This is a genomic window from Simiduia agarivorans SA1 = DSM 21679 (assembly GCF_000305785.2).
Taxonomy (GTDB): domain Bacteria; phylum Pseudomonadota; class Gammaproteobacteria; order Pseudomonadales; family Cellvibrionaceae; genus Simiduia; species Simiduia agarivorans.
Map to the genome: position 1 here is coordinate 2516267 of NC_018868.3, position 23217 is coordinate 2539483.

At 58.4% G+C, this 23217-nt stretch carries 21 protein-coding genes; 16 read left to right on the top strand and 5 right to left on the bottom strand.

Translation table 11 applies throughout. The annotated features are described in order from the left end of the window. Both M5M_RS11140 and ruvX read left to right on the top strand, forming a co-directional pair. Entirely contained in the window at nt 1-585 is a 585-nt protein-coding gene (locus tag M5M_RS11140) for a YqgE/AlgH family protein (protein WP_015047596.1), read from the top strand. Beyond that, complete coding sequence (gene ruvX, locus M5M_RS11145) at nt 569-1012, top strand: Holliday junction resolvase RuvX (protein WP_015047597.1); 444 nt, start codon at nt 569-571, stop codon at nt 1010-1012. Before M5M_RS11140 ends, ruvX begins: the two co-directional genes overlap by 17 nt. A 9-nt stretch (nt 1013-1021) precedes the next feature. Here the strand turns inward: ruvX and M5M_RS11150 are convergent, their stop codons facing one another. Both M5M_RS11150 and M5M_RS11155 read right to left on the bottom strand, forming a co-directional pair. Next, nucleotides 1022-2164, bottom strand: coding sequence for a PilT/PilU family type 4a pilus ATPase (locus M5M_RS11150; protein WP_015047598.1), 1143 nt, complete (start codon nt 2162-2164; stop codon nt 1022-1024). A gap of 12 nt (nt 2165-2176) precedes the next feature. After that, a complete protein-coding gene (locus M5M_RS11155; protein ID WP_016389360.1) occupies nt 2177-3211 on the bottom strand; it encodes a type IV pilus twitching motility protein PilT in 1035 nt (344 codons plus the stop codon). 90 nt (nt 3212-3301) lie between these two features. Here M5M_RS11155 and M5M_RS11160 point away from each other — a divergent pair, with 90 nt between their 5' ends. Genes M5M_RS11160 through M5M_RS11170 form a run of 3 tightly spaced genes read left to right on the top strand, consistent with a single transcriptional unit; the run spans nt 3302 to nt 5454 of the window. Further along, nucleotides 3302-3988 (top strand): YggS family pyridoxal phosphate-dependent enzyme, encoded by a 687-nt coding sequence (locus M5M_RS11160; protein WP_016389361.1) that lies wholly within the window; start codon nt 3302-3304, stop codon nt 3986-3988. A gap of 55 nt (nt 3989-4043) precedes the next feature. Then, complete coding sequence (gene proC, locus M5M_RS11165) at nt 4044-4862, top strand: pyrroline-5-carboxylate reductase (RefSeq protein WP_015047602.1); 819 nt, start codon at nt 4044-4046, stop codon at nt 4860-4862. Between the two features lies 1 nt (nt 4863). Beyond that, complete coding sequence (locus M5M_RS11170; protein ID WP_015047603.1) at nt 4864-5454, top strand: YggT family protein; 591 nt, start codon at nt 4864-4866, stop codon at nt 5452-5454. Nucleotides 5455-5466: 12 nt separating this feature from the next. On the opposite strand, the gene M5M_RS11175 is transcribed toward M5M_RS11170, so the two are convergent. Beyond that, the gene (locus M5M_RS11175) at nt 5467-6432 is read right to left on the bottom strand and encodes a calcium/sodium antiporter (protein ID WP_015047604.1); all 966 of its coding nucleotides are present in this window, start codon (nt 6430-6432) and stop codon (nt 5467-5469) included. Between the two features lie 225 nt (nt 6433-6657). On the opposite strand from M5M_RS11175, the gene M5M_RS11180 reads away from it, so the two are divergent. The 7 genes from M5M_RS11180 to M5M_RS11210 all read left to right on the top strand — a co-directional run bounded on the left by M5M_RS11180 (nt 6658) and on the right by M5M_RS11210 (nt 15303). Continuing rightward, entirely contained in the window at nt 6658-8652 is a 1995-nt protein-coding gene (locus M5M_RS11180; protein ID WP_015047605.1) for a dynamin family protein, read from the top strand. A gap of 182 nt (nt 8653-8834) precedes the next feature. Further along, nucleotides 8835-10001, top strand: coding sequence for a homoserine O-succinyltransferase MetX (gene metX / locus M5M_RS11185; RefSeq protein ID WP_015047606.1), 1167 nt, complete (start codon nt 8835-8837; stop codon nt 9999-10001). Between the two features lie 2 nt (nt 10002-10003). Then, entirely contained in the window at nt 10004-10591 is a 588-nt protein-coding gene (gene metW, locus M5M_RS11190) for a methionine biosynthesis protein MetW (protein WP_024330320.1), read from the top strand. 14 nt (nt 10592-10605) lie between these two features. Then, nucleotides 10606-11079 (top strand): DUF4426 domain-containing protein, encoded by a 474-nt coding sequence (locus tag M5M_RS11195; RefSeq protein WP_015047608.1) that lies wholly within the window; start codon nt 10606-10608, stop codon nt 11077-11079. Then, on the top strand, nt 11066-11659 hold the full coding sequence (gene rdgB, locus M5M_RS11200) for an RdgB/HAM1 family non-canonical purine NTP pyrophosphatase (RefSeq protein WP_015047609.1): 594 nt from the start codon (nt 11066-11068) through the stop codon (nt 11657-11659). The genes M5M_RS11195 and rdgB overlap by 14 nt, the downstream gene beginning before the upstream one ends. After that, nucleotides 11659-12825 (top strand): radical SAM family heme chaperone HemW, encoded by a 1167-nt coding sequence (hemW, locus tag M5M_RS11205; RefSeq protein WP_015047610.1) that lies wholly within the window; start codon nt 11659-11661, stop codon nt 12823-12825. The genes rdgB and hemW overlap by 1 nt, the downstream gene beginning before the upstream one ends. 81 nt (nt 12826-12906) lie before the next feature. Beyond that, nucleotides 12907-15303, top strand: a complete 2397-nt coding sequence (locus tag M5M_RS11210; RefSeq protein ID WP_015047611.1) for a response regulator — start codon at nt 12907-12909, stop codon at nt 15301-15303. On the opposite strand, the gene M5M_RS11215 is transcribed toward M5M_RS11210, so the two are convergent. Beyond that, the gene (locus M5M_RS11215) at nt 15288-15845 is read right to left on the bottom strand and encodes an isochorismatase family protein (RefSeq protein ID WP_024330321.1); all 558 of its coding nucleotides are present in this window, start codon (nt 15843-15845) and stop codon (nt 15288-15290) included. The genes M5M_RS11210 and M5M_RS11215 overlap by 16 nt on opposite strands. Before the next feature lie 47 nt (nt 15846-15892). Continuing rightward, entirely contained in the window at nt 15893-18001 is a 2109-nt protein-coding gene (locus M5M_RS11220; protein WP_015047613.1) for an FAD-dependent oxidoreductase, read from the bottom strand. Between the two features lie 130 nt (nt 18002-18131). On the opposite strand from M5M_RS11220, the gene ppk1 reads away from it, so the two are divergent. The 4 genes from ppk1 to M5M_RS11240 all read left to right on the top strand — a co-directional run bounded on the left by ppk1 (nt 18132) and on the right by M5M_RS11240 (nt 23181). Then, nucleotides 18132-20192 (top strand): polyphosphate kinase 1, encoded by a 2061-nt coding sequence (ppk1, locus tag M5M_RS11225; RefSeq protein WP_015047614.1) that lies wholly within the window; start codon nt 18132-18134, stop codon nt 20190-20192. A gap of 151 nt (nt 20193-20343) precedes the next feature. Beyond that, nucleotides 20344-20670, top strand: a complete 327-nt coding sequence (trxA, locus tag M5M_RS11230) for a thioredoxin TrxA (RefSeq protein WP_015047615.1) — start codon at nt 20344-20346, stop codon at nt 20668-20670. 347 nt (nt 20671-21017) lie between these two features. Continuing rightward, the gene (gene rho, locus M5M_RS11235; protein ID WP_015047616.1) at nt 21018-22277 is read left to right on the top strand and encodes a transcription termination factor Rho; all 1260 of its coding nucleotides are present in this window, start codon (nt 21018-21020) and stop codon (nt 22275-22277) included. 76 nt (nt 22278-22353) lie between these two features. After that, the gene (locus M5M_RS11240; RefSeq protein WP_015047617.1) at nt 22354-23181 is read left to right on the top strand and encodes a mechanosensitive ion channel family protein; all 828 of its coding nucleotides are present in this window, start codon (nt 22354-22356) and stop codon (nt 23179-23181) included. Nucleotides 23182-23217: the final 36 nt, after the last annotated feature.

Genomic DNA, 23217 nt, shown 5'->3' on the forward strand with positions numbered 1-23217 from the left:
ATGAAGCAGACACAGCGCGCAGAACTTACCGCCGGCAGCCTGAAGGGGCATTTCCTGATATCCATGCCCAGCCTGCAGGACCCGCACTTCAATCACTCGGTCACCTACATTTGCGACCACAGTGAGGACGGGGCCATGGGGCTGGTGCTGAATCACCCCTTCAGCGATATCAATCTGGGCGACATTTTTGAGCAACTGGAGCTGGAGGACGTGCAGGGGCGCAGCGACGAGCCCGTGTTCGCCGGCGGTCCGGTCCAACAGGAACGCGGCTTTGTGCTGCATCCCACAGGCTTTGAGGGCGATTCCACTCTGCAAGTGGCCGATGATGTCAGCCTCACCGCCTCCCGCGATGTACTGATCTCCATGGCCGGCGGCAAGGGCCCGCAGCGTGCCATTGTGGCCCTGGGTTATGCCGGCTGGTCGGCCGGCCAACTGGAAGACGAAATCGCCAACAACAGCTGGATTACCCTGCCCGGCGACAGTGTGCTGCTGTTTGATACGCCCGCGCACCAACGCTGGTCCGCCGCGGCGGAACGGCTCGGTTTTGATCTCAATTTGCTGTCCTCCAATGCCGGCCACGCCTGACGCGCACACCACCGTATTGGCCTTCGATTACGGCACCCGCAACATCGGCGTGGCGTTCGGCCAGACCATTACCGGCACCGCATCCGAGTTACCCTCATTGAAAGCGCGCGACGGCATCCCGGATTGGGGGCAAATCGAAGCGCTACTGAAGGAGTGGACCCCCGACGCGCTGCTGGTGGGATTGCCCCTGAACATGGACGACAGCGACAGCGAGCTGGCGCAGCGGGCAAAGAAATTCGGCAACCGATTACACGGCCGGTTTGGCAGCAAAGTCATTTTCTGGGATGAGCGCCTCAGCACCCGCGAGGCAAAAGAAGAAGCGCGCCGCCGCGGGCACAAGGGCCACTACAAAAGTGACCCGGTGGATTCCATTGCTGCGCGCTTAATACTCGAAAGCTATTTTGACGAACTAGCAACTAGTGACTAGTTGCTGGTTTCAATACATCTTATTGCCGGAATTCTCTTCTTTCTGAATCGACAATTCATCGGCCGCATTAATCAGATAATCCGCATCGGTTTCCGAGCCCAGCTTGATCAGCAGGCGCAGGTCGTTGGGTGAATCCGCGTAAGACAGCGCATCTTCGTAAGTGATTTCGCCGCTGTCATAAAGCTCGTACAGCGCCTGGTCGAAAGTCTGCATGCCCAGCTCGGTGGATTTTTTCATCAGCGGTTTCAGTTCATGCACCGCGCCCTTGCGAATCAGATCCTGCGCCAGCGGCGTATTCAACAACACTTCCAGACACGCGCGACGGCCATTGCCATCGGGTGTGGGAATCAATTGCTGGGCGATAATGCCGCGCAGGTTCAGGGCCAGGTCCATCCACAACTGACTGTGGCGATCGGCCGGGAAGAAATGGATGATCCGGTCCAGCGCCTGGTTGGCGTTGTTGGCGTGCAGCGTACACAAACACAGGTGGCCGGTTTCGGCGAACGCAATGGCGTGCTCCATGGTTTCGCGCGAACGCACCTCACCAATCAGAATCACGTCGGGCGCCTGACGCAGCGTATTTTTCAGCGCGATCTCAAACGAATCCGTATCAATCCCCACCTCGCGCTGGGTCACGATGCAACCCTGGTGCTGGTGAATGAATTCGATCGGGTCTTCGATGGTGATGATGTGGCCTTTGGAGTTGCGGTTGCGGTGTCCGATCATCGCCGCCAGCGAGGTGGACTTACCGGTACCGGTGGCGCCCACAAAGATAATCAGGCCGCGCTTGGTCATCGCCAGCTCTTTGATGATTTCCGGCAAACCCAGATCATCCACTTTCGGAATATTGGTTTCAATCCGACGCAACACCATGCCCGCCAGGTTGCGTTGGTAAAAGGCACTCACACGGAAACGGCCGATACCGCGCGCGGAAATCGCAAAGTTGAGTTCCTTGGTTTCAAGAAATTCGGTGCGCTGCTTTTCATTCATCACCGATAACACCACTTCGCGCGATTTTTCGGGCGACAGGGGTGTGGTGGTCACCGGCACTACTTTGCCGTGCAATTTAACCGAGGGCGGCACGCCGGCAGTAATAAACAAATCCGAGGCGCCTTTTTCAACCATCAGCGTCAGAAGCCGATCAAAATCCATGCTATGTGCCCCTTAGAAGTTTTCCGGAATTTTGGCTTTTTCGCGCGCCACATCGCGCGCAATCACCCGTCGGGCCACCAGGTCGGCCAGGCACTGATCCATAGTCTGCATGCCTACCGAAGCACCGGTCTGAATGGCCGAGTACATCTGCGCCACTTTATCTTCACGGATCAGGTTACGGATCGCCGGCGTACCGCGCATGATTTCGTGCGCCGCCACCCGACCACCGCCGTTTTTCTTCATCAGGGTCTGTGAAATCACCGCCTGCAATGATTCCGACAACATGGAACGCACCATGGCTTTTTCTGCGGCCGGGAATACGTCGATAATACGGTCGATGGTTTTCGCCGCCGACTGGGTGTGCAGGGTGCCGAACACCAGGTGACCGGTTTCGGCCGCTTCCAGCGCCAGCTTGATGGTTTCCAGATCGCGCATCTCACCCACCAGAATAATGTCTGGGTCTTCCCGCAATGCCGAACGCAAGGCGGCGGAGAAGCCGTGGGTATCGCGATGCACTTCCCGCTGGTTAATCAGGCATTTTTTTGATTCGTGCACGAATTCGATCGGGTCCTCAATGGTGAGGATGTGCTGGTATTTGTTGTCGTTAATGTAATCCACCATGGCCGCCAGCGTCGTGGACTTACCCGAACCCGTGGGCCCGGTCACCAGACAAATGCCGCGCGGGGTATTACAGATATCGCGGAACACCTGACCCATGCCCAGCTCTTCCATGGTCAGAACTTTTGAGGGAATGGTCCGGAATACCGCACCGGCTCCGCGGTTCTGGTTAAAGGCGTTAACCCGGAAGCGCGCCACACCCGGCACTTCGAAAGAGAAGTCAGTTTCGAGGAATTCTTCGTAATCTTTGCGCTGCTTGTCGTTCATGATCTCGTAAATGAGACTGTGAACCTGCTTGTGCTGCATGGGCGGCAAATTAATCCGGCGCACATCGCCGTCTACGCGTATCATGGGCGGCAGGCCGGAAGACAGATGCAAGTCAGACGCCCCTTGTTTCGCGGAGAATGCCAATAATTCGGTAATATCCATACAACAGCCTTATTCTTTTTGAACCATTTGATGAATTCAGCGGCAAACCGGTCAGAGAATGTGCGGCCGGCGCCCGATCCTATCCAGTATATGCACAAGATTGCCGACAAACTAATGCAGGTCACCGCCCGTTTGCAACAGGCAAGCCAACAGGCAGGCCGTGGCCGTGATGCGGTGCGCCTTTTGGCGGTATCGAAAACCCGCCCGGCCGACGACATCCGGGCGGCATACGCCTGTGGTCAACGGGACTTTGGCGAAAACTACCTGCAGGAGGCGCTCGACAAACAGGCGCAACTCGCCGATCTGGCCCTGAGCTGGCATTTCATCGGGCCGATCCAGTCCAACAAAACCCGCCCTATCGCGCAAGCGTTTGACTGGGTGCACAGCGTGGATCGGCTCAAGATTGCCCAGCGCCTGAGCGATCAACGGCCCGAGGATCTGCCGCCATTGAACATCTGCCTGCAGGTCAATATCGACGGTGAGGCCACAAAGTCAGGTGCTGCCCCAGCCGATTTGCCAGCGCTGGCACAGGCGGTAAACCAGTTGCCCAGACTCAAGCTGCGCGGCCTGATGGCCATACCCACCCCCTCCGATGACCCAACACAGCAACGGCAGGCCTTCGGGCGACTGGCGCAACTGATGACCGACACCAATCAACGCCAGGGACTCCAGATGGATACCCTGTCCATGGGCATGTCGGGCGACCTGGAAGCCGCCATCGCCGAGGGCGCCACCTGGGTCAGAGTGGGCACCGATATCTTTGGTGCACGGCAGTAAGATTTGCAATCCCCCCACTCGCCCCCACCTAGGCATAAGAAACCAGAGGAATACCATGTCTTATACCATCGGATTTATCGGCGCCGGCAACATGAGCGGCGCCATCATTGGCGGCATGATTGCCAAGGGCATAGCGCCGGAACGGATCATCGCCAGTAACCGCGGACGGGAAAAACTGGACGCATTGCAATCCAAATTCGGCATCCGCGTCGCGCAGGACAATCTGGAGGCGGCGCAAGCGGATGTGGTAGTGCTGTCGGTCAAACCCCAGATGATGAAGGCCGTGTGCGAGGCGCTGAAGCCAGGCCTTGGCCATAACCCTTTACTGGTTACCGTCGCCGCCGGGTTGGAAGTGAGCAGTTACCAACGCTGGCTGGGTGATCACATTGCACTGGTACGCTGCATGCCCAATACGCCGTCTCTGGTGGGCAAAGGCGCCAGTGGCCTGTACGCCAATGACAATGTATCGGCGGCCCAGCGGCAACAGGTGGAACAACTGATGCAATCCGTGGGCATCACTCAATGGGTGGAAAAAGAGTCCCTGATCAACGCGGTCATCGCCGTGGCCGGCTCGTCGCCGGCCTACTGTTTCCTGATCATGGAGGCGATGATTGAAGAGGGCGTGCGCCAGGGCCTGACCCATGCCGTCGCCAAAGCGCTCACCATTCAGGCGCTGGCCGGGGCCGCTGAACTGGCGGCGCAGTCTGACGTGGAAGTGGATGAGCTGAAACGCCGGGTCATGTCGCCCGGCGGTACCACCGAGCAGGCTATTTTTTCGCTCGAAGATGGTAACCTGCGGGAAATTTTCAGCCGCGCCATGCAACGCTGCGCCAACCGCGCCGACGAAATGGCCAAACAAATGGGAGAGCAATAAGGTGGGAACCCTGAGCCAGATTCTGATTTTCCTGCTGCAGGCATTGGGCGGGCTTTACCTGACGGTAGTGATTCTCCGGCTGATGCTGCAAATTGCCCGCGCGGATTTTTATAACCCCATTTCCCAGTTTGTGGTGAAAGCCACCAACCCGCTGCTGCTGCCGCTGCGCAAAGTGATTCCGGGCATCATGGGTGTGGATTTTGCGTCCATTGTGCTGGCGCTGTTGGTGGCCATGGCGCTGGGGCAGCTCACCCTGTTACTGGCCGGTTTCGGTATTGTGAATCCGTTTCACCTGCTCAGCTGGAGTGCCGTGGGCGTGCTCGCCGCGACCGCTAACCTGCTGTTCTGGGCACTGATTATTCTGGTCATTGCCAGCTGGGTGGCGCCCACCAGTTACAACCCGGCGCTGATGCTGATCCGCCAGTTGCTGGCACCGGTCATGACGCCTTTCCAGCGCCTGCTGCCGCCCATGGGTGGCCTGGACCTTAGCCCCATTCTGGTCATCCTGGTCCTGCAAGTGATCAGCAACTTCCTGATTCCCGCCTTTGCCCGCAGCCTGGGTATGCCAGGCGGTTTGTTTATGGGCGTTTGAGGCAAACTGCCGTTAAGCCACCACACTCCAGGCCAGCGTAGCGTTATACGCCACGTAAGCGCCCACCAACAACGCGCCCTGCCAGCGGTTGATCCCTCCGCGGCGGGCCCCGCGCCAGCACAGCACCGCCAGCGCGATCGTCAGCAGCACCATCACAACACTATCGCGCTGCACCACTATCGCAGACACCAGGTCTGGGTGGATCAGGCCGGCAATGCCCACCACCCCCAGGATATTGAATACGTTGGAGCCGATCACGTTGCCCACGGCCAGGTCGTGCTGGTTTTTGCGCACACTGGCGATGCTGGCGGCCAACTCCGGCAAACTGGTACCCAGGGCGACAATGGTCAGACCAATAATCAGCTCGCTTACACCCAGCCCCGTGGCAATTTCTGTGGCCGACCACACCAGCAGGCGCGAACTGGCCAACAACACCAGCAGACCAAAGCCCAACGCGACACCCGCTTTCGCCGGGCTTTGCTCGTGACTGATGGCGGCATCGGAATCCGCCGCCAGCGCATCGCCTGGCGACTGCACGGATTGCCAGATACCAAACGCGATGTAAGTCGCCAATGCCCCCAGCAACAGGACGGCGTCACCACGACCCAGAAACCCGTTGAGCAAAACCACCACGCCAATACCGGTAGCCAGCAACAGCAAGGGAATCTCCTGCTTCACCACTGTGGAGTGAATCGCAATGGGTGCCATCAATGCCGTCAGGCCCAGAATCAAGCCTACGTTGGCGATATTGGAGCCGATGGCATTGCCGAGCGCCAGATCGGGCTCGCCCTGCCAGGCGGCAATGGCGGACACCAGCATTTCTGGCGCTGAAGTACCAAAACCAACAATGAGAATGCCCACCAACAGTGGCGACATGCCCAGCAACTGGGCCACAGCTGCCGCGCCGTCAATAAACTTGTCTGCACTCCAGGTCAATAAAACCAGGCCTAATACCAATCCACCCAAGGCAATCAGCACAATTATTCCCCAATATAAAGATTCCGAATTCCGGCGCCATTGTAATGACCTGTTGGCTGAATGACAGACCTGCAGCGGCGCTTTCTTTACCGTTCAGTAATAAAAAACAACTAATAGATCCAATACGTTATAACCAAAACTTTGAACCTGCCACGCTTTGGGTTTAAATGGTGGGTTCAGATGTTTCAGTAGAGTCAGATTGACTGACCGCGACCCGGGTGCCCCATGGATCACGCTTCGCTCTATCGCCAGATCGCCGGCTTCCAACGCTGGAAGCAACAGCTGCACACGCAAGTGCAGGCATTTGTAAACTGGCTGGATGAACACAAAATCACCTCTAAGGCCGCCCGCCAGAGTCTGGCGCATGCGCGCAATATGCTGGCCGAAGATCAGTTTACCCTGGCACTGGTGGGCGAGTTTTCGCGCGGCAAAACCGAGCTGATCAACGCCCTGCTGTTTGGTGAATACGGCCACCGGCTGCTGCCGTCTCAACCCGGCCGCACCACCATGTGCCCCACCGAGATCTATCGCGACCCGGACGAGAAAAAAGGCTGCGTGCGGTTGCTGCCCATTGAAACCCGTCGCTCCAACGTGGCGCTGGCGGCGTTCAAGCGCATTCCGCAGAAGTGGGTCAGCTACGCGTTTGATCCTCACAATGCGGACCAGGTGGCCAAAGCCATGGCGCGCATTGCCGAAGTGAAGACCGTCAGCAGTGCCGAAGCTGAAGCCCTGGGCTTCGACGTGGACCGGCTGGCCCGTTCGCGCGACTCCGGCGACAAGGTGGAAATCCCGGTCTGGCGCCACGCGCTGGTGAGCCTGGATCACCCGTTGCTGGCGCGGGGTCTGCGCATTCTGGATACGCCGGGTCTCAATGCCCTGGGCAACGAGCCGGAATTGTCCCTGTCGACCCTGCCCAGCGCACAGGCCATGTTGTTCCTGCTCAGCGCGGATGCCGGTGTGACTGCGTCGGATATGGAAATCTGGAATGAGCACATCAATATCCTGCGCCACACCCAAAGCACGGAAGTCATCACCCTGCTGAACAAAATCGATGCCCTTTGGGACGATGTGCTGCCCCAGGAAGATGTGCTGCTGGCGATCCACAAAGTGCGCGAGACAACCGCGCGCCAACTGGGCCAACCGCTGGAACAAGTGCTGGCCGTGTCGGCCAAGCAGGCGCTGCTGGCGCGCGCGCACAACGACGCCACCACGCTCGCCCGCAGTCAGATGCCCAAACTGGAAAAGATCCTGTCGGAGAAACTCATCGACAGTCGTTCGCGCCTTGCCAGCCACCGCCTGATCAACGACCTGACCACCATCATGGACGACACCAGCAATCTGCTGCGCGAACGCCTGTATGCCGCCGATCAGGATCTGGCGCGGGTGGAAGCCGCACGCAATGAAGGCGAGCGCAAAGCCACCCTGGCTGGCCTGCGCACCAACATCAAGTGCATTCACCACAAATTCCACAAACAGAGCCTGTCACTCAAATCCAGCGAACGTTTGCTGTACGGCCAACGGGAAGACCTGCTGGCGCCCATTTCGCCCGATATCATCGACCAGCACATCCGCACTGCGCACGACGAATTCAGCCATAGCTGGCACACCTTTGGCGTCGGTTCGGCGGTGAACCAATTTTTTGAAAACCTGGAATACTGTCTGGCCAACGTGCTCGAACGTCTGGAGCAGGCCAACAAGGTGATGTACTCCATTTACCTGCGCGAAGACAGCAACGCCAACCCGGACCTGCTGCGCACCCATGAATTTGACATCCGCCGTCACCGCGCGCGCTTGAATATGTTGCGCACGCAGGGCCGCCAGTTTTCGCTCAGCCTTGGCAATCTGCTCGCCAGTAAGCACGCCCTGATGGATCGCTTCATGTGCACATTGGCGCAGGAAGCCCGCAAGCTGATGACAGAGCTGCGCACCGATATCGACAACTGGCTCAAGGACGCACTGGCACCGTTGAACCACCGCAATCTGTACCAGAAACAGCTGCTGGATCAGCAGTTATTGCAGCTGGCGAACCTGAACCTGCAGGAGCGTACCGACGATGAACAGGTGCAGATGCTGCGCAAGCAAATTGCCGGCTTTGAACAGGCGCTGATGGACCTGGATGCAATCATCAAAGCCACCAAAGCCCTGAAGCCCGCCAAAGACGAAGCCAGTGCCAAGGTGGTGAGCCTGCACAACCGCGCGGATAACAGCCAGGCCAGCTGAGGCACATGACCGCCCCTGTGCGGGCGGCTGGCCGTTAGCGGAAAAGGCCTGACGCGGCAGGTTTACCTTGCAACCTTGCGCAGGCGGTCAGGCCGCCTGCCGCCAGGTAACATTTGCAACAATTGGCATCGAACACACCATCCCTTAGACTTGCGGCCTCTCAACCATGCGGGAAGTCGCTTTTGTCTGCCTCAGTCGATTCACCCTTCGGTCCCGGTTCTGTCGGCCTGGTAACTCCCCAGTGCTTTCAGTACGACGCGCCCTTTACCCTGGCTTCAGGACGACAGCTGCCCGGGTTTGAGCTGGTGTACGAAACCTATGGCCAGCTCAACGCCGACGCCAGCAATGCCGTGCTTATTTGCCACGCCCTGTCGGGCACCCACCACGCTGCCGGTTATCACTCGGCCGATGACCGCAAGCCAGGCTGGTGGGACCACTACATCGGACCGGGCAAACCCATCGATACCAACCGGTTTTTTGTGGTGGCGTTGAACAACCTGGGCGGCTGTGCCGGTTCCACCGGGCCCACCAGTATCAACCCGGACACCGGCAAGCCCTGGGGGCCCGATTTCCCCATGCTGCGGGTGCGCGATTGGGTCAACTCCCAGAAGCTGCTCGCCACCCACCTGGGCATTCAGGTCTGGGCGGCCGTAGTGGGCGGCTCACTGGGTGGCATGCAGGCCATGCGGTGGGCACTGGAATACCCCGATCAGGTGCGCCATTGCGTGGTTATCGCCTCCGCCATGAAGCTGACCGCGCAGAATATTGCCTTTAATGAAACCGCGCGCCACGCCATCACCTCGGACCCCGAGTTCCACGACGGCGATTACCTGGCGCAGCAAACGAGCCCCAAACAAGGCCTGGCCACGGCGCGCATGATCGGCCACATCACTTACCTGAGCGGGGACGGTCTGGGCGAAAAATTCGGCCGCGAATTGCGCTCGGGCAGCTTTGCCCGGGGCCAGGACAGCCTGGTGGAATTTCAGGTGCAGAGTTACCTGCGTTACCAGGGCGATGTGTTCTCCGACAAGTTTGATGCCAACACCTATCTGCTGATGACCCGCGCACTGGATTATTTTGACCTGGCGCGCGAATACGGCGACGACCCCGTGGCGGCATTCAAAACCGCGCAGGCCCGTTTTCTGGTGGTGTCCTTCAGCACCGACTGGCGCTTTTCACCCGAACGTTCGCGTGAAATTGCATTGGCACTGATGAACGCCAACCGCTCCGTGTGCTATGCCGAGATCGAATCCAACTTCGGTCACGACGCGTTCCTGTTGCCCAGTGAGCGCTACGAAACCGTATTCCGCAATTTCATGAACACCATTGTGACGGAGGCACAGTCATGAGCCTGCGTATCGATCATTCCATTATTGAGTCCTGGGTCAAACCCGGCAGCCGGCTGCTGGATCTGGGCTGCGGCGACGGCAGCCTGCTGCAATTGCTGGCACAAAACCGGCAGGCAGAAGGGTACGGCGTTGAAATCGGCGAGGCTGAAATCAACGCCTGTATTGCGCGCGGCGTGAATGTGATTGAGCACAACCTGGACCGCGGCCTGACCCAGTTTTCCGACAAGAGCTTTGATCTGGTGATCATGACTCAGGCGCTGCAAACCATGCGCTTTCCGCACAAGGTGTTGGATGAAATGCTGCGGGTGGGGCGCGAGTGCATTGTCGCTTTCCCCAATTTCGGCCACTGGCGCGCGCGCTGGCACCTGGCCGTCAGCGGCCGCATGCCGGTGTCGGATATACTGCCCTACCAGTGGTACGACACACCCAACATTCACTTCTGCACCGTGCGCGACTTCGATGTGCTGTGTCGCGAGCAGGGCATTAAAGTCCTGCAACGGCAGGTGATAAACACCCAGGGGCCCAGTCGCTGGTGCGATATGATGCCGAACCTGCTGGCGGTGAATGCCGTATACCACCTGAGTCGATAACCAGGAGTCACACTATGCACCAGATTCTGATCTTGGCCTTCGCCCTCTTTCTGCCACTGGCAAGCGCACAGGCCCAACCAGAGCCGCCAGCGGCCAGAATCATTGAGCAGAAACCCTGGCAGGACCACGGTGATTACCGGGTTTTGATCAGTCATTTCAACAGTGACTTTTTACAGCCCGCCACCGCCAGTGCGCTCGGCCTGACACGGGCGGCAAACCAGGCCATCATCAACATTGCGGTGACCCGCAAAGGCGCCGATGGCTACTACAGCCTGGGCCTGCCGGCACAGGTGTGGGGTCACTCGGTGAACCTGATGCAACAACAGAAAACCCTCGACTTTGTGGAAGTGGCCGAGCAGACCGCCACCTACTACCTGGCGCCGGTCCGCATCACCAATGAAGAAGTGCTGCACTTTTCGCTGACCGTGCAGATCGATGATGTGAGCCTTCCGATCACCTTCACCCGGACCTTTTATGTCTCAGATTAAGCAACTGGTACTGGCCAGCAACAACGCCGGCAAGCTGGCCGAGTTGTCCGACATGCTCGCACCCTCACACATCGAAGTACTGCCGCAGTCGGCCTTCGACATCAGCGACGCCGACGAAACCGGCCTGTCGTTTGTGGAAAACGCGATACTCAAAGCCCGGCACGCAGCGCGCATCAGCGGTTTACCGGCACTGGCCGACGATTCGGGGCTGGCGGTGGATGCGCTGGGCGGGGCGCCCGGCATCTACTCGGCGCGCTATGCCGGTGAGCACGGCAATGATGCGGCCAACAATGCCAAATTGCTGCAGGCACTGGATGGCATCGAACACCGGTCTGCGCAATTTGTGTGTGCGCTGGCGCTGGTGCGCCACGCCGACGACCCCCTGCCAATCATCTGTGAAGGCCTGTGGCGCGGTCAGATCCTGACCACAGCGCGCGGCGATAACGGCTTTGGGTACGACCCGTTGTTTCAGCCCGACGGCATGACCTGCGCGTCGGCCGAACTCAGCAAAGCGCAAAAGAATGCCGTGTCGCACCGGGCCTTAGCATTGAAAGCGCTGGTCGCCCGTCTCGGTACCTGATGCTGCCGCCGCTGTCGCTGTACATCCACACGCCCTGGTGTGTGCGCAAATGCCCCTATTGTGATTTTAATTCGCACAAGGCCGCAGCCGGCCTGCCGGAGCAGGACTACCTTGCCGCGCTGAAACAGGATCTCGCGCGCGAATTGGCCGGGGTGCAGGGGCGCAAGCTCCGCTCGGTGTTCTTCGGCGGCGGCACACCCAGCCTGATGTCGGCCGGCTTTATCGGCGACATTCTGGCCGACGCCGAGCGGCAGATCGGCTTTGCACCGGGCGTGGAAATCACACTCGAGGCCAACCCCGGCACCGCCGAGCAAGCGCGATTTGAAGGCTATCGCGCCGCCGGCGTGAACCGCCTGAGCCTCGGCATCCAGAGCCTGAACCCGTTGCACCTTAAACACCTGGGCCGCATTCATTCGGCTGAGGAAGCCACCTCGGCGGTCAGCATGGCCCGGCGCGCCGGCTTCGACAATATCAATCTGGACTTCATGCACGGCCTGCCCGAGCAAAGCCCGGAGGACGCCTGCAACGACCTGCGCCAGGCCTTAGCGCTGGCCACCGAGCACCTGTCCTGGTACCAGCTGACCATCGAGCAGAATACCGAATACTACCGCCATCCCCCCACGCTGCCTGAAGACGACTCCCTGGCGGAGATTCAGGATCGCGGCAGTGAATTGTTGCAGGCCGCCGGCTTCCGGGCCTACGAAGTATCGGCCTGGAGTCAGCCCGGCAAAGCGTCAGTGCACAACCAGAATTACTGGACTTTTGGCGACTATATCGGCATTGGCGCCGGCGCCCACGGCAAAATCAGCTGGCCCACGGACACGGGCCTCAGCGTGAGCCGGCACTGGAAAACCCGGCTGCCCGAGCACTACCTCGCGCGCCTGCACCAACCGACGCCACAGGGTTTTGACGCCGGGCGCGAAACCGTGGCGGCCGATCAGCTGCCGCTGGAGTTCATGATGAATGCCCTGCGCCTGCACGCCGGCGTGGACGAAACCCTGTACGCTGAACGCACCGGCCTCAGTCTCGCGCCCTGGGCCGATACCCTGTCCGCGCTCAGACAACAGGGCCTGCTGCAACCCGACCGCCTGCAAACCACCGAACTCGGAGGCCGCTTCCTGAACCGGCTGCTCAGCGCCTTCGACCAGGCCCCACACAACCAATAACTGCTACACTGGGGCTAGCAGGCTGTTGAAAAACACCTGACAGACCGCCGACAGGCACAGACCAAGGACCCAACGGCATCCATGTTCAGTTTTTCCCGTTATCGGCGTGAAAACCCTATCGCGACCCGGCTGTTGGCGCTGATCATCCTCAGCAGCTCACTGATGGCGCTGATCGCCATTCTGTTCCAGCTGTACGTGAGCTTTCACGACGACATCGACGCCCTCAACAAGCGCCTGGATCAAGTGCGTATCTCTACTCTGCCCTCGATCACCAAAAGCCTGTGGGGATTCGACGAAGAGCAACTGAATGTGCAGATTCAGTCCGTACTTGAAGTAGAAGACGTGGCCCAGGTGACGGTGGTGTGGCGCGACTGGAATAACATGGACCAGGCCATGACCGCGAGCTCACTCAACCTGGACCTGGACAATCTGGAGCAAAGCAGCCGCGGCGTACTGGTGAAAGAATACCCGCTGATTTATTCCGACCCGAATACGCCCGAGCAGGAGCTGGGCACGCTCATCATCACCGCCAGCCTTAACTCGGTGTACAACAAATTATGGGAGCGGGCCGCCTACATCGGTGTGCTGCAAGGGACCAAAACCCTGCTCATCTCGCTGTTTATTCTGTGGTTGGTGCGCTCCCTGCTCACCCGCCATATGGAAACCATCGCCCAATACGCGCGCCAGCTGAGCCTCGACAACCTGAGTAAACCTCTGGCCCTGAAACGCAACAAGGATTCCGAGCAGCCGGACGAACTCGACAATGTGGTCAACGCCTTCAACCAGATGCGCACCTCACTGCTGGAAGACATTGAACAACGCCAGGCCATCGAGACCGCCCTGCTGACCGAAAAACAGCAGAAGCTGGAATCCGAGCGTCAGAAAGCCGTGGCCGAAACCGCGAACCGGGCCAAGAGCCAGTTCCTGGCCACCATGAGCCATGAAATCCGCACCCCCATGAACGGGGTGATCGGCATGGTCGAGCTATTGCGCGACACGCCGCTCAACGCAACCCAACAACATTATCTGGACGTGATTCACCGCTCCGGCGAAACACTCATCGATATCATCAACGACATTCTCGATTACTCCAAAATCGAAGCCGGCAAAATGGAGCTGGAGTCGGCACCCTTCAATCTGGAAGACCTGGTAGAAGATTGTGTGCAGCTGTTCGGCGCCACCGCCAACAAACGTCACATCGAATTGATCGGCAGCGTCAGCCCAACCACGCCGCTGAATCTGATGGGCGATCCGACCCGCTTGCGGCAGTTGCTGATTAATCTGATTGGCAATGCCTTTAAATTCACCAGCGAAGGTTACGTCATCGTTGAAGCGCGCCGGGAAGAAAATTCCGACCCGGATCAACCCACCATCCGCTTCTCTATCCGCGACAGCGGCATCGGTATCAACGACGAGGGCATGGCGCGGCTGTTTCAATCTTTCAGCCAGGCCGACAGTTCCACCACACGCAAATTCGGCGGCACCGGTCTTGGGCTGGCAATCTGCAAACGCCTGGCGGAAATGATGGGTGGTGAAATTGGCGTGGTCTCCACCGAAGGCAAAGGATCCACTTTCTGGTTTACCGCCCGCTTCCAGCGCGAACAAATCAAACTGCCCGCCAAATCGAACACCTCGGGCGGCGCGCTGGCCGGCAAACGCCTGCTGGTGGTGGAAGACAACATTTATCTGGCTGACATTATCAGCCACCACTGCAAAAGCTGGGGCATTCACGTCTTTATCGCAGACTCCGAATCCGCGCTGGATCATCTGCTGGCAGACAACCACGCCGCCGGCTTTGACTTCGCGTACCTGGATTACGAAATGCCCGATGTGGACGTGTTGGCGTTGAGTAAAAAAATCCAGCACTACCGCGACGCGCCGGTGCCTACGGCCATGCAGATTGGTTCTGACATCATGCCCGAGTCCGAGCAACTACAAGCCGCGGGCATTGCTGAAGTCCGCCGCAAACCAGTGACACCGAAAAAACTCAAGCAAGCGCTGTCGGGTCTGCTGGGTATCGACACCGGACATGCGGAAGCCAGCGTCAAGGAAAACAATCTAAAACTCTACAGCCATTTGAAAGTACTGGTTGCAGAAGACAACAATGTCAACCGCATGGTGATCAAGGGCATGCTGGGCAAGTTTGGTATCGAGCCTGAAATGGTGGAAAACGGCAAACTGGCCTTTGAAGCTGTCACCGCCCCCGACGCCGATTTCGACCTGGTGCTGATGGATTGCGAAATGCCCGAGATGGACGGATTTGAAGCCACGCGCTGCATCCGCGAGTACGAGCGCCGCAACATGCTGCCCGACACCCTGATCGTTGCACTCACCGCACATGCCATGCAGGAGCATCGCGAGGCCGTCTACCAGGCCGGCATGAACCACTACATGAGCAAACCCGTGACCGTGGATGCGCTCAAAAATGCGTTCGAAAAAACCGGGCTGTTAAAGACCGCCGCTCAGGCCATGAGCTGATCACTGGTCACCAACTCGGCGTATTCACAGGCCAGATTGGCGCAAAAAATGTCATGCACTTGCTGCGCTGACACCATGTCCCCCGACGGCAGCGCCAAAGGAAATGCAGCGCAGCCATCGGTTACCAACCTAACAGCGTATCCCAACGCCCGCGCGTGCCTGACGGTTGCATCCACTGAATGATTGGTGGTTACACCACAAATCACCAGTTTATCGCACCGCAGTTGTTTCAGTTCCGCGTGCAGCGATGTGTTCACAAAGCCGCTGTTTTCCCGCTTGGTGACCACCAGTTCTTTGACGCCGGTTTGCACTTTCAATTTGAACGCAAAACCGGGCGAGCGCGCATGGTAAGCAGACTCCGGCGAATGCGACGAGTGACGCACATGCACGATGGGCCAATGGCGCGAACGCCAATACTCAAGCAGGCGAGCAATAACCTGCTCCGCCTCCGGATTATTGCGCGCACCCTGTTTGTGCCAATAATCCGCATCAATGGCTTTTTGCACATCAATGATCACCAATGCCGCCTGAATCCAGTTCACTGCCATCGCACCTATCTACTGCCTCCGGCAGATTCTAAGCGGGCCGACTACCGGCGCCAAGCGTGCAGACGTGCCACCCACGACAATATTTTTTCCGGCGCATGCGCGCGCTTCCAAACGCCCGCGGCGTACTTGTTCGCCTCGCTCATGGTCGGATAAATGTGGATAGTACCCAGGATGCTGTTGAGGCCCCGTTTGTGCTTCATGGCGCTGACAAACTCGGTAATCAGATCACTCGCGTGCGCACCAACCACCGTTGCACCCAGAATACGATCCTTGCCTTTTTCGGTGATGACTTTGACAAAGCCCTCGGCGCTGCCATCGGCGAGCGCGCGGTCCAGATCATCGATACCGTAACGGGTCACCTCAAAGGCCAGTCCGGCATCGGCCGCACTGGCCTCGCTGTGCCCCACGCGCGCCACTTCGGGCGCGGTAAACGTCGCCCAGGGCACCACCGAATAATCCACCTTGAATTTTTTCAGCCAGCCAAACAGTGCATTCACACTCGCATACCAGGCCTGATGCGAGGCCATATGGGTGAACTGATACGGGCCCACCAAATCACCACAGGCCAGAATGTTGGGAAAACGCGTGCGCAAAAACCCATCCACCGCCAACGCCCCGTCACGGCATTCCAGGCCGAGCAGGTCAGCACCCCAACCGTCCACGTTTGGCGTGCGCCCCACCGCCAGCAACAATTGGTCAAACGCCAATGTATGTTGTCCCTGATCATCAGACACATGGGCCACAAAACCGGTATCGGTACGCTCAAACCGGTGAACCTTGGCGCCCAGATGCAGGCGGATACCTTCCTGCCGGAATCGCTGCTCAATAAAATGCGACACCTCGGCGTCTTCACGCGGCATCAGATGCGGCGCCCGCCCCACCTGGGTAACGTTTGCGCCGAGGGCGGCAAAGGCCTGCGCCAATTCACAACCAATGGGACCGCCACCCAAGACCAACAGCCGACCGGGATTGTCGCGCAACTGCCAGAGATTGTCCGACGTCAGGTAGGGCACCTGATCCAGCCCCGGAATGTCGGGCACCGTCGGGCGGGCACCGGTGGCCACAATGATATGGCGCGCGCTCAGGGTGTTGCCGTTGACCTCCACCGTCCAGGGTGAGGTCAGCCTGGCTTCGCCGGTGACGCATTCCACCCCCAGCCCGGTATAGCGTTCAATCGAATCGTGCGGCTCCACGGCAGCAATCACCGATTGAATACGCTCCATGACCGCGGGCCAATTGGTTTCCGGCGCCGGGGCTTGCACGCCAAATTGTTCGGCCGCACGCACGGTGCGTGCCGTGGCGGCGGATTTAATCAACGCCTTGCTCGGGACACAGCCGGTGTTGAGGCAATCGCCGCCCATCTTGTGCTTTTCGATGAGAATGACTTTGGCTTTTACCGCGGCGGCAATGTAGGCAGAAACCAGACCGGCGCTGCCGGCACCGATGACAATCAGGTTGGCGTCGAAGCGGGACGGTTTTTGCCAATCCCGGTAGACCCGCGCAGACTGAATGCGGGCCATCAGTGCACGCGCCAACCAGGGAAACAGACCCAGCAGCACAAACGCGCCCAACAGTCCCGGCGTCATGATGCCCGACAGGGACAATTCATCCAGCGCACCCAATTGCACACCGGCATTCACATACACGGCAGTGCCCGCCAGCATGCCCACCTGACTGACCCAGTAAAACGTCCACAAGCGGACGCGCGTCAGACCGAATACCAGGTTGATGACAAAAAAAGGCACCAGCGGGATCAGCCGCAAGCTGAAAAGGTAGAAAGCACCGTCTTTTTCCACGCCGGCGTTAATAGTTTTCAATTGCGCGCTGAAACGCGCCTGAACCCAGTCACGCAACAAGGTGCGCGACACGGCGCACGCCAGAGTCGCACCCAGGCTGCTGGCGAAAGATACAATCAGCAAGCCCCATCCCAATCCGAACAGCGCACCGGCCACCAACGTCAGAATCGCGGCACCAGGCAACGACAATGCGGTCACCAGCACATACACGGCACCAAAAACCAGCGCCGTTGCCACTGGCTGGTCTGCCTGCCACTGGCGGTACAAGGTGGGATCCAGCAGCTGTTCGCCGCCCAGTAAATAAAACGCTGCAGCGGCCAATACCAGTATCAGCAGCAGTCCGATTTTTTTCATAGTGTCACACGTGAGTCATTGTTTGGGTGTAGGATACCGGACTTCCTGCTAACCGATGCCGGTGATTGGGACTATCGTTTTCTATACTTGTTACATCTGCATGTTGGATGAATCATAGGTTAATGTACCGATGAATGACCTGGCCAGCGACCACCTCGCCAATCCCGCGTTTTATCTGAATCGCGAACTCAGCCACCTGCAGTTTAACCGGCGGGTGCTGGAACAGGCACTGGACGAATCGCACCCGCTGCTGGAACGATTGAAATTCCTGCTGATCTGCTCCTCCAATCTGGACGAATTTTTCGAGATCCGGGTGGCTGGCCTGCGTCAGCGCATCGCCATGGAGCGGGAAGTAGCAGAGCTGGATGGTTCCACCCCGCAGGAAGTGCTCGCGGCCATCTCCCGCGCCGCGCACGAACTGGTGGCCGAACAATACCGGATATTGAACGAAGTGATGCTGCCCGCGCTGGCAGATGAAGCCATTCATTTCGTGCCCAGAGGCCTGTGGACCCCCGAACAGGTCGCCTGGGCCAATGCGTTTTTTGAATCCGATGTATTGCCCATCATCAGCCCTATCGGACTGGACCCGGCCCACCCCTTTCCCCGCCTGGTGAACAAGAGCCTGAACTTTATCGTGTCACTGGAGGGCCAGGATGCCTTTGGCCGGGAAACCGGACTGGCGGTGGTGCCCGCGCCCCGTTCCTTGCCGCGCATCCTGAAGATTCCCGACGAACTCAGTGACGTGGGTGATCATTTTGTATTCTTGTCCTCCATTATTCACGCCAATGCCGACAAGCTGTTTCCCGGCATGGAAATCAAAGGCTGCTACCAGTTCCGCATCACCCGCAATGCCGACCTCGACTTCGACACCGAAGGCGTGGCCGACCTGGCGCGCGCACTCAAAGGCGAACTGCATTCGCGCCGGTTCGGCAATGCGGTGCGACTGGAGGTGGTGGACGACTGCCCAGAACCGCTGGTGAATTTCCTGTTGCGCGAAACCGGGCTCTCGCAAGCCGAGCTCTACATGGTCAATGGCCCGGTGAATTTCAAGCGCCTGATGGATGCCGAAAAACAGATCGACCGGCCCGACCTGCAATACGCCAGCTTCGTCCAGACCATTCCCAAGGGCCTGACCCGCAAAGACAATATTTTTCAGGCCATCGCCCACCGCGACCAGCTGCTGCACCATCCGTTTGAGTCCTTTACTCCGGTGGTGGAACTGCTCAGTCAGGCCGCTAAGGACCCGGATGTGCTGGCCATCAAACAAACCCTGTACCGCACCGGCTCCAGTTCACCCATCGTGGATGCGCTATTGGAAGCGGCCCGCAACGGTAAGGAAGTAACCGCCGTGGTGGAGCTGCGCGCGCGCTTTGACGAAGAGGAAAACCTGGAGCTGGCGAGCCGACTGCAGGAAGCCGGCGCCGTGGTGGTGTATGGCGTGGTGGGTTACAAAACCCACGCCAAGATGATCCTGATTGTCCGGCGCGAGGCCGGCAAACTGCGCCGCTACGTGCACTTGGGTACCGGCAACTACCACAGCGGCAATGCGCGCCTGTACACCGACTACTCCCTGTTCTCGGCCGATCAGGTGCTCGGTGCGGACGTGCACATTATTTTCCAGCAGCTCACCGGCATGGGCAAAACCGAGCGACCCCAGAAGCTTCTGAACGCACCCTTTACCCTCAAGCGGCAGTTGATCCGCATGATTGATGCCGAGATCAAGGCCGTGGATGAGGGTGGCAGTGGCCGCATTATCATCAAGTGCAACGGCCTGACCGAACCTAAAATCATTCAGGCGCTGTACCGGGCATCCCAGGCCGGCGTGGCCATCGACCTGATTATCCGCGGCATGTGCTGCCTGAAACCCGGCGTGGAAGGCATTTCCGACAATATCCGGGTCACCTCGGTGGTGGGCCGGTTTCTGGAACACAGCCGGGTGTTTTACTTTGCCAACAGCCAGCCCGGGCTCTATTGCGGCAGCGCCGACCTGATGGAGCGCAACCTCAACCGGCGGGTCGAAGTGGTGTTTCCCGTTGAGGAACCCGCCCTCGCCCGCCGCCTGCTGGCCGATCTCGACACCTATCTGTCCGACACCCGCCAGGGCTGGGAATTGTCACCCACCGGCGATTACGAGCGCACGGGTAATTCCGGTCAGGCGTCTCAATCGCAACTGCTGGGCGAACTGACCTGACGCAAATTTGTGCCAAAGGGGTTTAAAAGCGCCGGACAAACCCCACTATTGCTACACCACAAGTACAGCAGCGCCTTGTACCTGCTATGCTCAATCATTATCATGCAGCCCCTGAGCCCTGCTGATTTTCCTTACTGATGGAGAACCCCCAATGAGTGACGCTATCGTTCACGTATCCGACGCCAGCTTTGAGAACGACGTACTCAAGGCCGAAGGCCCCGTTCTGGTCGATTTCTGGGCAGCCTGGTGTGGCCCCTGCAAGATGATCGCCCCGGTACTGGACGAACTGGCCGGCGAGCTGGCCGGCAAGATCACCATTGCCAAGATGGACGTTGATGCCAACAAAGAAACCCCGGCCAAGTTCAACATCCGCGGCATTCCGACCCTGATGATCTTCAAGGGCGGCCAGATGGAGTCCATGAAAGTGGGCGCGCTGTCCAAATCCCAGCTGGTCGAGTTCATCAACTCCGCCATCTGACCGGATGCCACTGAACGTCGCTTATGCGGCGTTCAGTTTTTGCACTATCCAGAATTAGTGTTTATACTCAGGCCATCTTGCATTAGCATTTGTTTTACCCCGTCTGACCTTTCCCCCAAGCCACATTGAATAAAGGCCCCAGAACCGGCCGCAACCGCTTGGAATACCCCGGGAATGTTCAGACACAGGCAATGCGCCCGCCGCCGACGCGCAAGCCCAAAACGCTTACATTGCCCCCAGGACAACACAACCTGTTGAATACAGACATTCGTTAACCCTTTTGCACCACCGGACCTTCCCGGGCCCAGGTGGATAGCGCAAACCTTTTCCATACAGCACACGCGTTTATGAACCTGACCGATCTGAAAACCAAACCCATTGAAGAACTGCTTGATATCGCCAAAGAGATGGGGCTTGAAAACCTCGCCCGCTCGCGCAAGCAGGACATTATCTTTAACATCCTCAAGCGCCACGCCAAAAGCGGCGAAGACATTTACGGCGACGGGGTTCTTGAGATTCTCCAGGACGGGTTTGGTTTCCTGCGCTCTGCCGATGGCTCTTTCCTGGCCGGCCCCGACGACATCTACGTGTCGCCGAGCCAGATCCGCCGGTTCAACCTGCGCACGGGTGACTCCATTTCGGGCAAGATCCGGCCACCCAAAGAAGGTGAACGCTATTTCGCGCTGCTGAAAGTTAACGACATTAACTTCGACAAACCGGAAAACTCCCGCAACAAGATCCTGTTCGAGAACCTCACGCCCCTGTTCCCGAACCAGCGCCTGGTACTGGAAGCCGGTAACGGCTCCACCGAAGACCTCACCGGCCGCATCATCGACCTGATTGCGCCCATCGGCAAAGGCCAGCGCGGCCTGATTGTGGCCCCGCCCAAAGCCGGTAAAACCATCATGATGCAGAACATCGCTCAGGCCATTACCCGCAACAACCCGGAATGCCACCTGATCGTTCTGCTGATCGATGAGCGCCCCGAAGAAGTAACAGAAATGCAACGCTCGGTGCGCGGCGAAGTGGTCGCCTCCACCTTCGACGAGCCACCTGCCCGCCACGTACAAGTGGCCGAGATGGTGATCGAAAAGGCCAAGCGCCTGGTTGAACACAAGAAAGACGTGGTGATCCTGCTGGACTCCATTACCCGTCTGGCACGCGCCTACAACACCGTGATTCCGTCCTCCGGTAAGGTGCTGACCGGCGGTGTGGATGCACATGCGCTGGAAAAACCCAAGCGCTTCTTTGGTGCCGCGCGGAACATCGAAGAAGGCGGCAGCCTGACCATCGTAGCCACCGCACTGGTAGACACCGGTTCCAAAATGGACGAAGTGATTTACGAAGAATTCAAAGGCACCGGCAACCAGGAATTGCATCTGGATCGCAAGATTGCAGAAAAACGCGTTTACCCCGCCATCAACATCCGTCGTTCCGGCACCCGCCGTGAAGACCTGCTGATGAAAGAAGATGAAATGCAGCGCGTGTGGATTCTGCGCAAATTGCTGCACGATATGGAAGATCTGGGTGCGACCGAATTCCTGACCGACAAGCTCAAGGACTTCAAGACCAACGATGAATTCTTCCTCTCGATGAAGCGCAAATAATTGCTCTACACAAGGCCCGCTCAGCGGGCCTTGTTCGTTCTACACCACTCATACTTTCGTTTGCAAGGAGTTAACAATGGAATTCGACAGCAAGTGGATTGATCACATCAACGAACTGGCCATGACCCACGGACCCAAAATTCTGATGGCACTGATTGTGCTCTGGATTGGCTGGAAGCTGATCGGGGTAGTCACCAAAGTACTGGACAAGGGCCTGGAAAAAAGCGGGACAGAACTGACCTTACGCAAGTTCCTTGGCAGCCTGATCGGCTCCATTCTGAAAGTCATGCTGGTAATTTCGGTCGCCTCCATGATCGGCATCCAAACCACCTCCTTTATCGCGGTATTGGGCGCGGCCGGTCTGGCTGTCGGTCTGGCACTGCAGGGGAGCCTGTCCAACTTCGCCGGTGGCGTACTGATTTTATTGTTCAAGCCGTTCAAATCGGGCGACTTTATTGAAGCGCAAGGCATTGCCGGTAAAGTGGCCGACATCCAGATTTTTGTGACCCGGATTATCACCGGCGACAACAAAATGATTTTTGTCCCCAATGGCCCTCTCGCCAACGGCAACATCATCAACTACTCGGCACAAACCCATCGCCGCGTGGATTTCGTGTTTGGTATTGGCTATGGCGATTCTATCGACAAGGCGCGCGATTCCATCAACAAAGTCATTGCCGCCGATGAGCGCATAATCCGCGATGAGGAAGGCCGTGAACCGCTGGTGGTCATCTCCGCACTGGCCGACAGTTCGGTAAACTTCACCGTGCGGGTCTGGACCAAAACCGAAGACTACTGGGGCGTGTATTTCGCTATGCAGGAAAACGTGAAAAAGACGTTCGACGCCGATGGCGTTTCCATCCCCTTCCCACAGCGGGACGTCCATATCCATCAGGCCAGTTAAGGTCTGATATCCATGCCGGGGAAGGACGCCCTTTCC

Excerpts from the sequence above, each read along its gene's own strand:
- rdgB (WP_015047609.1), top strand. The coding sequence starts at position 11,066 with ATGTCTCAGATTAAGCAACTGGTACTGGCCAGCAACAACGCCGGCAAG.
- M5M_RS11140 (WP_015047596.1), top strand. The coding sequence starts at position 1 with ATGAAGCAGACACAGCGCGCAGAACTTACCGCCGGCAGCCTGAAGGGG.
- rho (WP_015047616.1), top strand. The coding sequence starts at position 21,018 with ATGAACCTGACCGATCTGAAAACCAAACCCATTGAAGAACTGCTTGAT.
- M5M_RS11220 (WP_015047613.1), bottom strand. The coding sequence starts at position 18,001 with ATGAAAAAAATCGGACTGCTGCTGATACTGGTATTGGCCGCTGCAGCG.
- M5M_RS11155 (WP_016389360.1), bottom strand. The coding sequence starts at position 3,211 with ATGGATATTACCGAATTATTGGCATTCTCCGCGAAACAAGGGGCGTCT.
- M5M_RS11180 (WP_015047605.1), top strand. The coding sequence starts at position 6,658 with ATGGATCACGCTTCGCTCTATCGCCAGATCGCCGGCTTCCAACGCTGG.
- ruvX (WP_015047597.1), top strand. The coding sequence starts at position 569 with ATGCCGGCCACGCCTGACGCGCACACCACCGTATTGGCCTTCGATTAC.
- trxA (WP_015047615.1), top strand. The coding sequence starts at position 20,344 with ATGAGTGACGCTATCGTTCACGTATCCGACGCCAGCTTTGAGAACGAC.
- M5M_RS11240 (WP_015047617.1), top strand. The coding sequence starts at position 22,354 with ATGGAATTCGACAGCAAGTGGATTGATCACATCAACGAACTGGCCATG.
- hemW (WP_015047610.1), top strand. The coding sequence starts at position 11,659 with ATGCTGCCGCCGCTGTCGCTGTACATCCACACGCCCTGGTGTGTGCGC.
- M5M_RS11160 (WP_016389361.1), top strand. The coding sequence starts at position 3,302 with ATGCACAAGATTGCCGACAAACTAATGCAGGTCACCGCCCGTTTGCAA.
- M5M_RS11195 (WP_015047608.1), top strand. The coding sequence starts at position 10,606 with ATGCACCAGATTCTGATCTTGGCCTTCGCCCTCTTTCTGCCACTGGCA.
- ppk1 (WP_015047614.1), top strand. The coding sequence starts at position 18,132 with ATGAATGACCTGGCCAGCGACCACCTCGCCAATCCCGCGTTTTATCTG.
- M5M_RS11150 (WP_015047598.1), bottom strand. The coding sequence starts at position 2,164 with ATGGATTTTGATCGGCTTCTGACGCTGATGGTTGAAAAAGGCGCCTCG.
- proC (WP_015047602.1), top strand. The coding sequence starts at position 4,044 with ATGTCTTATACCATCGGATTTATCGGCGCCGGCAACATGAGCGGCGCC.
- M5M_RS11210 (WP_015047611.1), top strand. The coding sequence starts at position 12,907 with ATGTTCAGTTTTTCCCGTTATCGGCGTGAAAACCCTATCGCGACCCGG.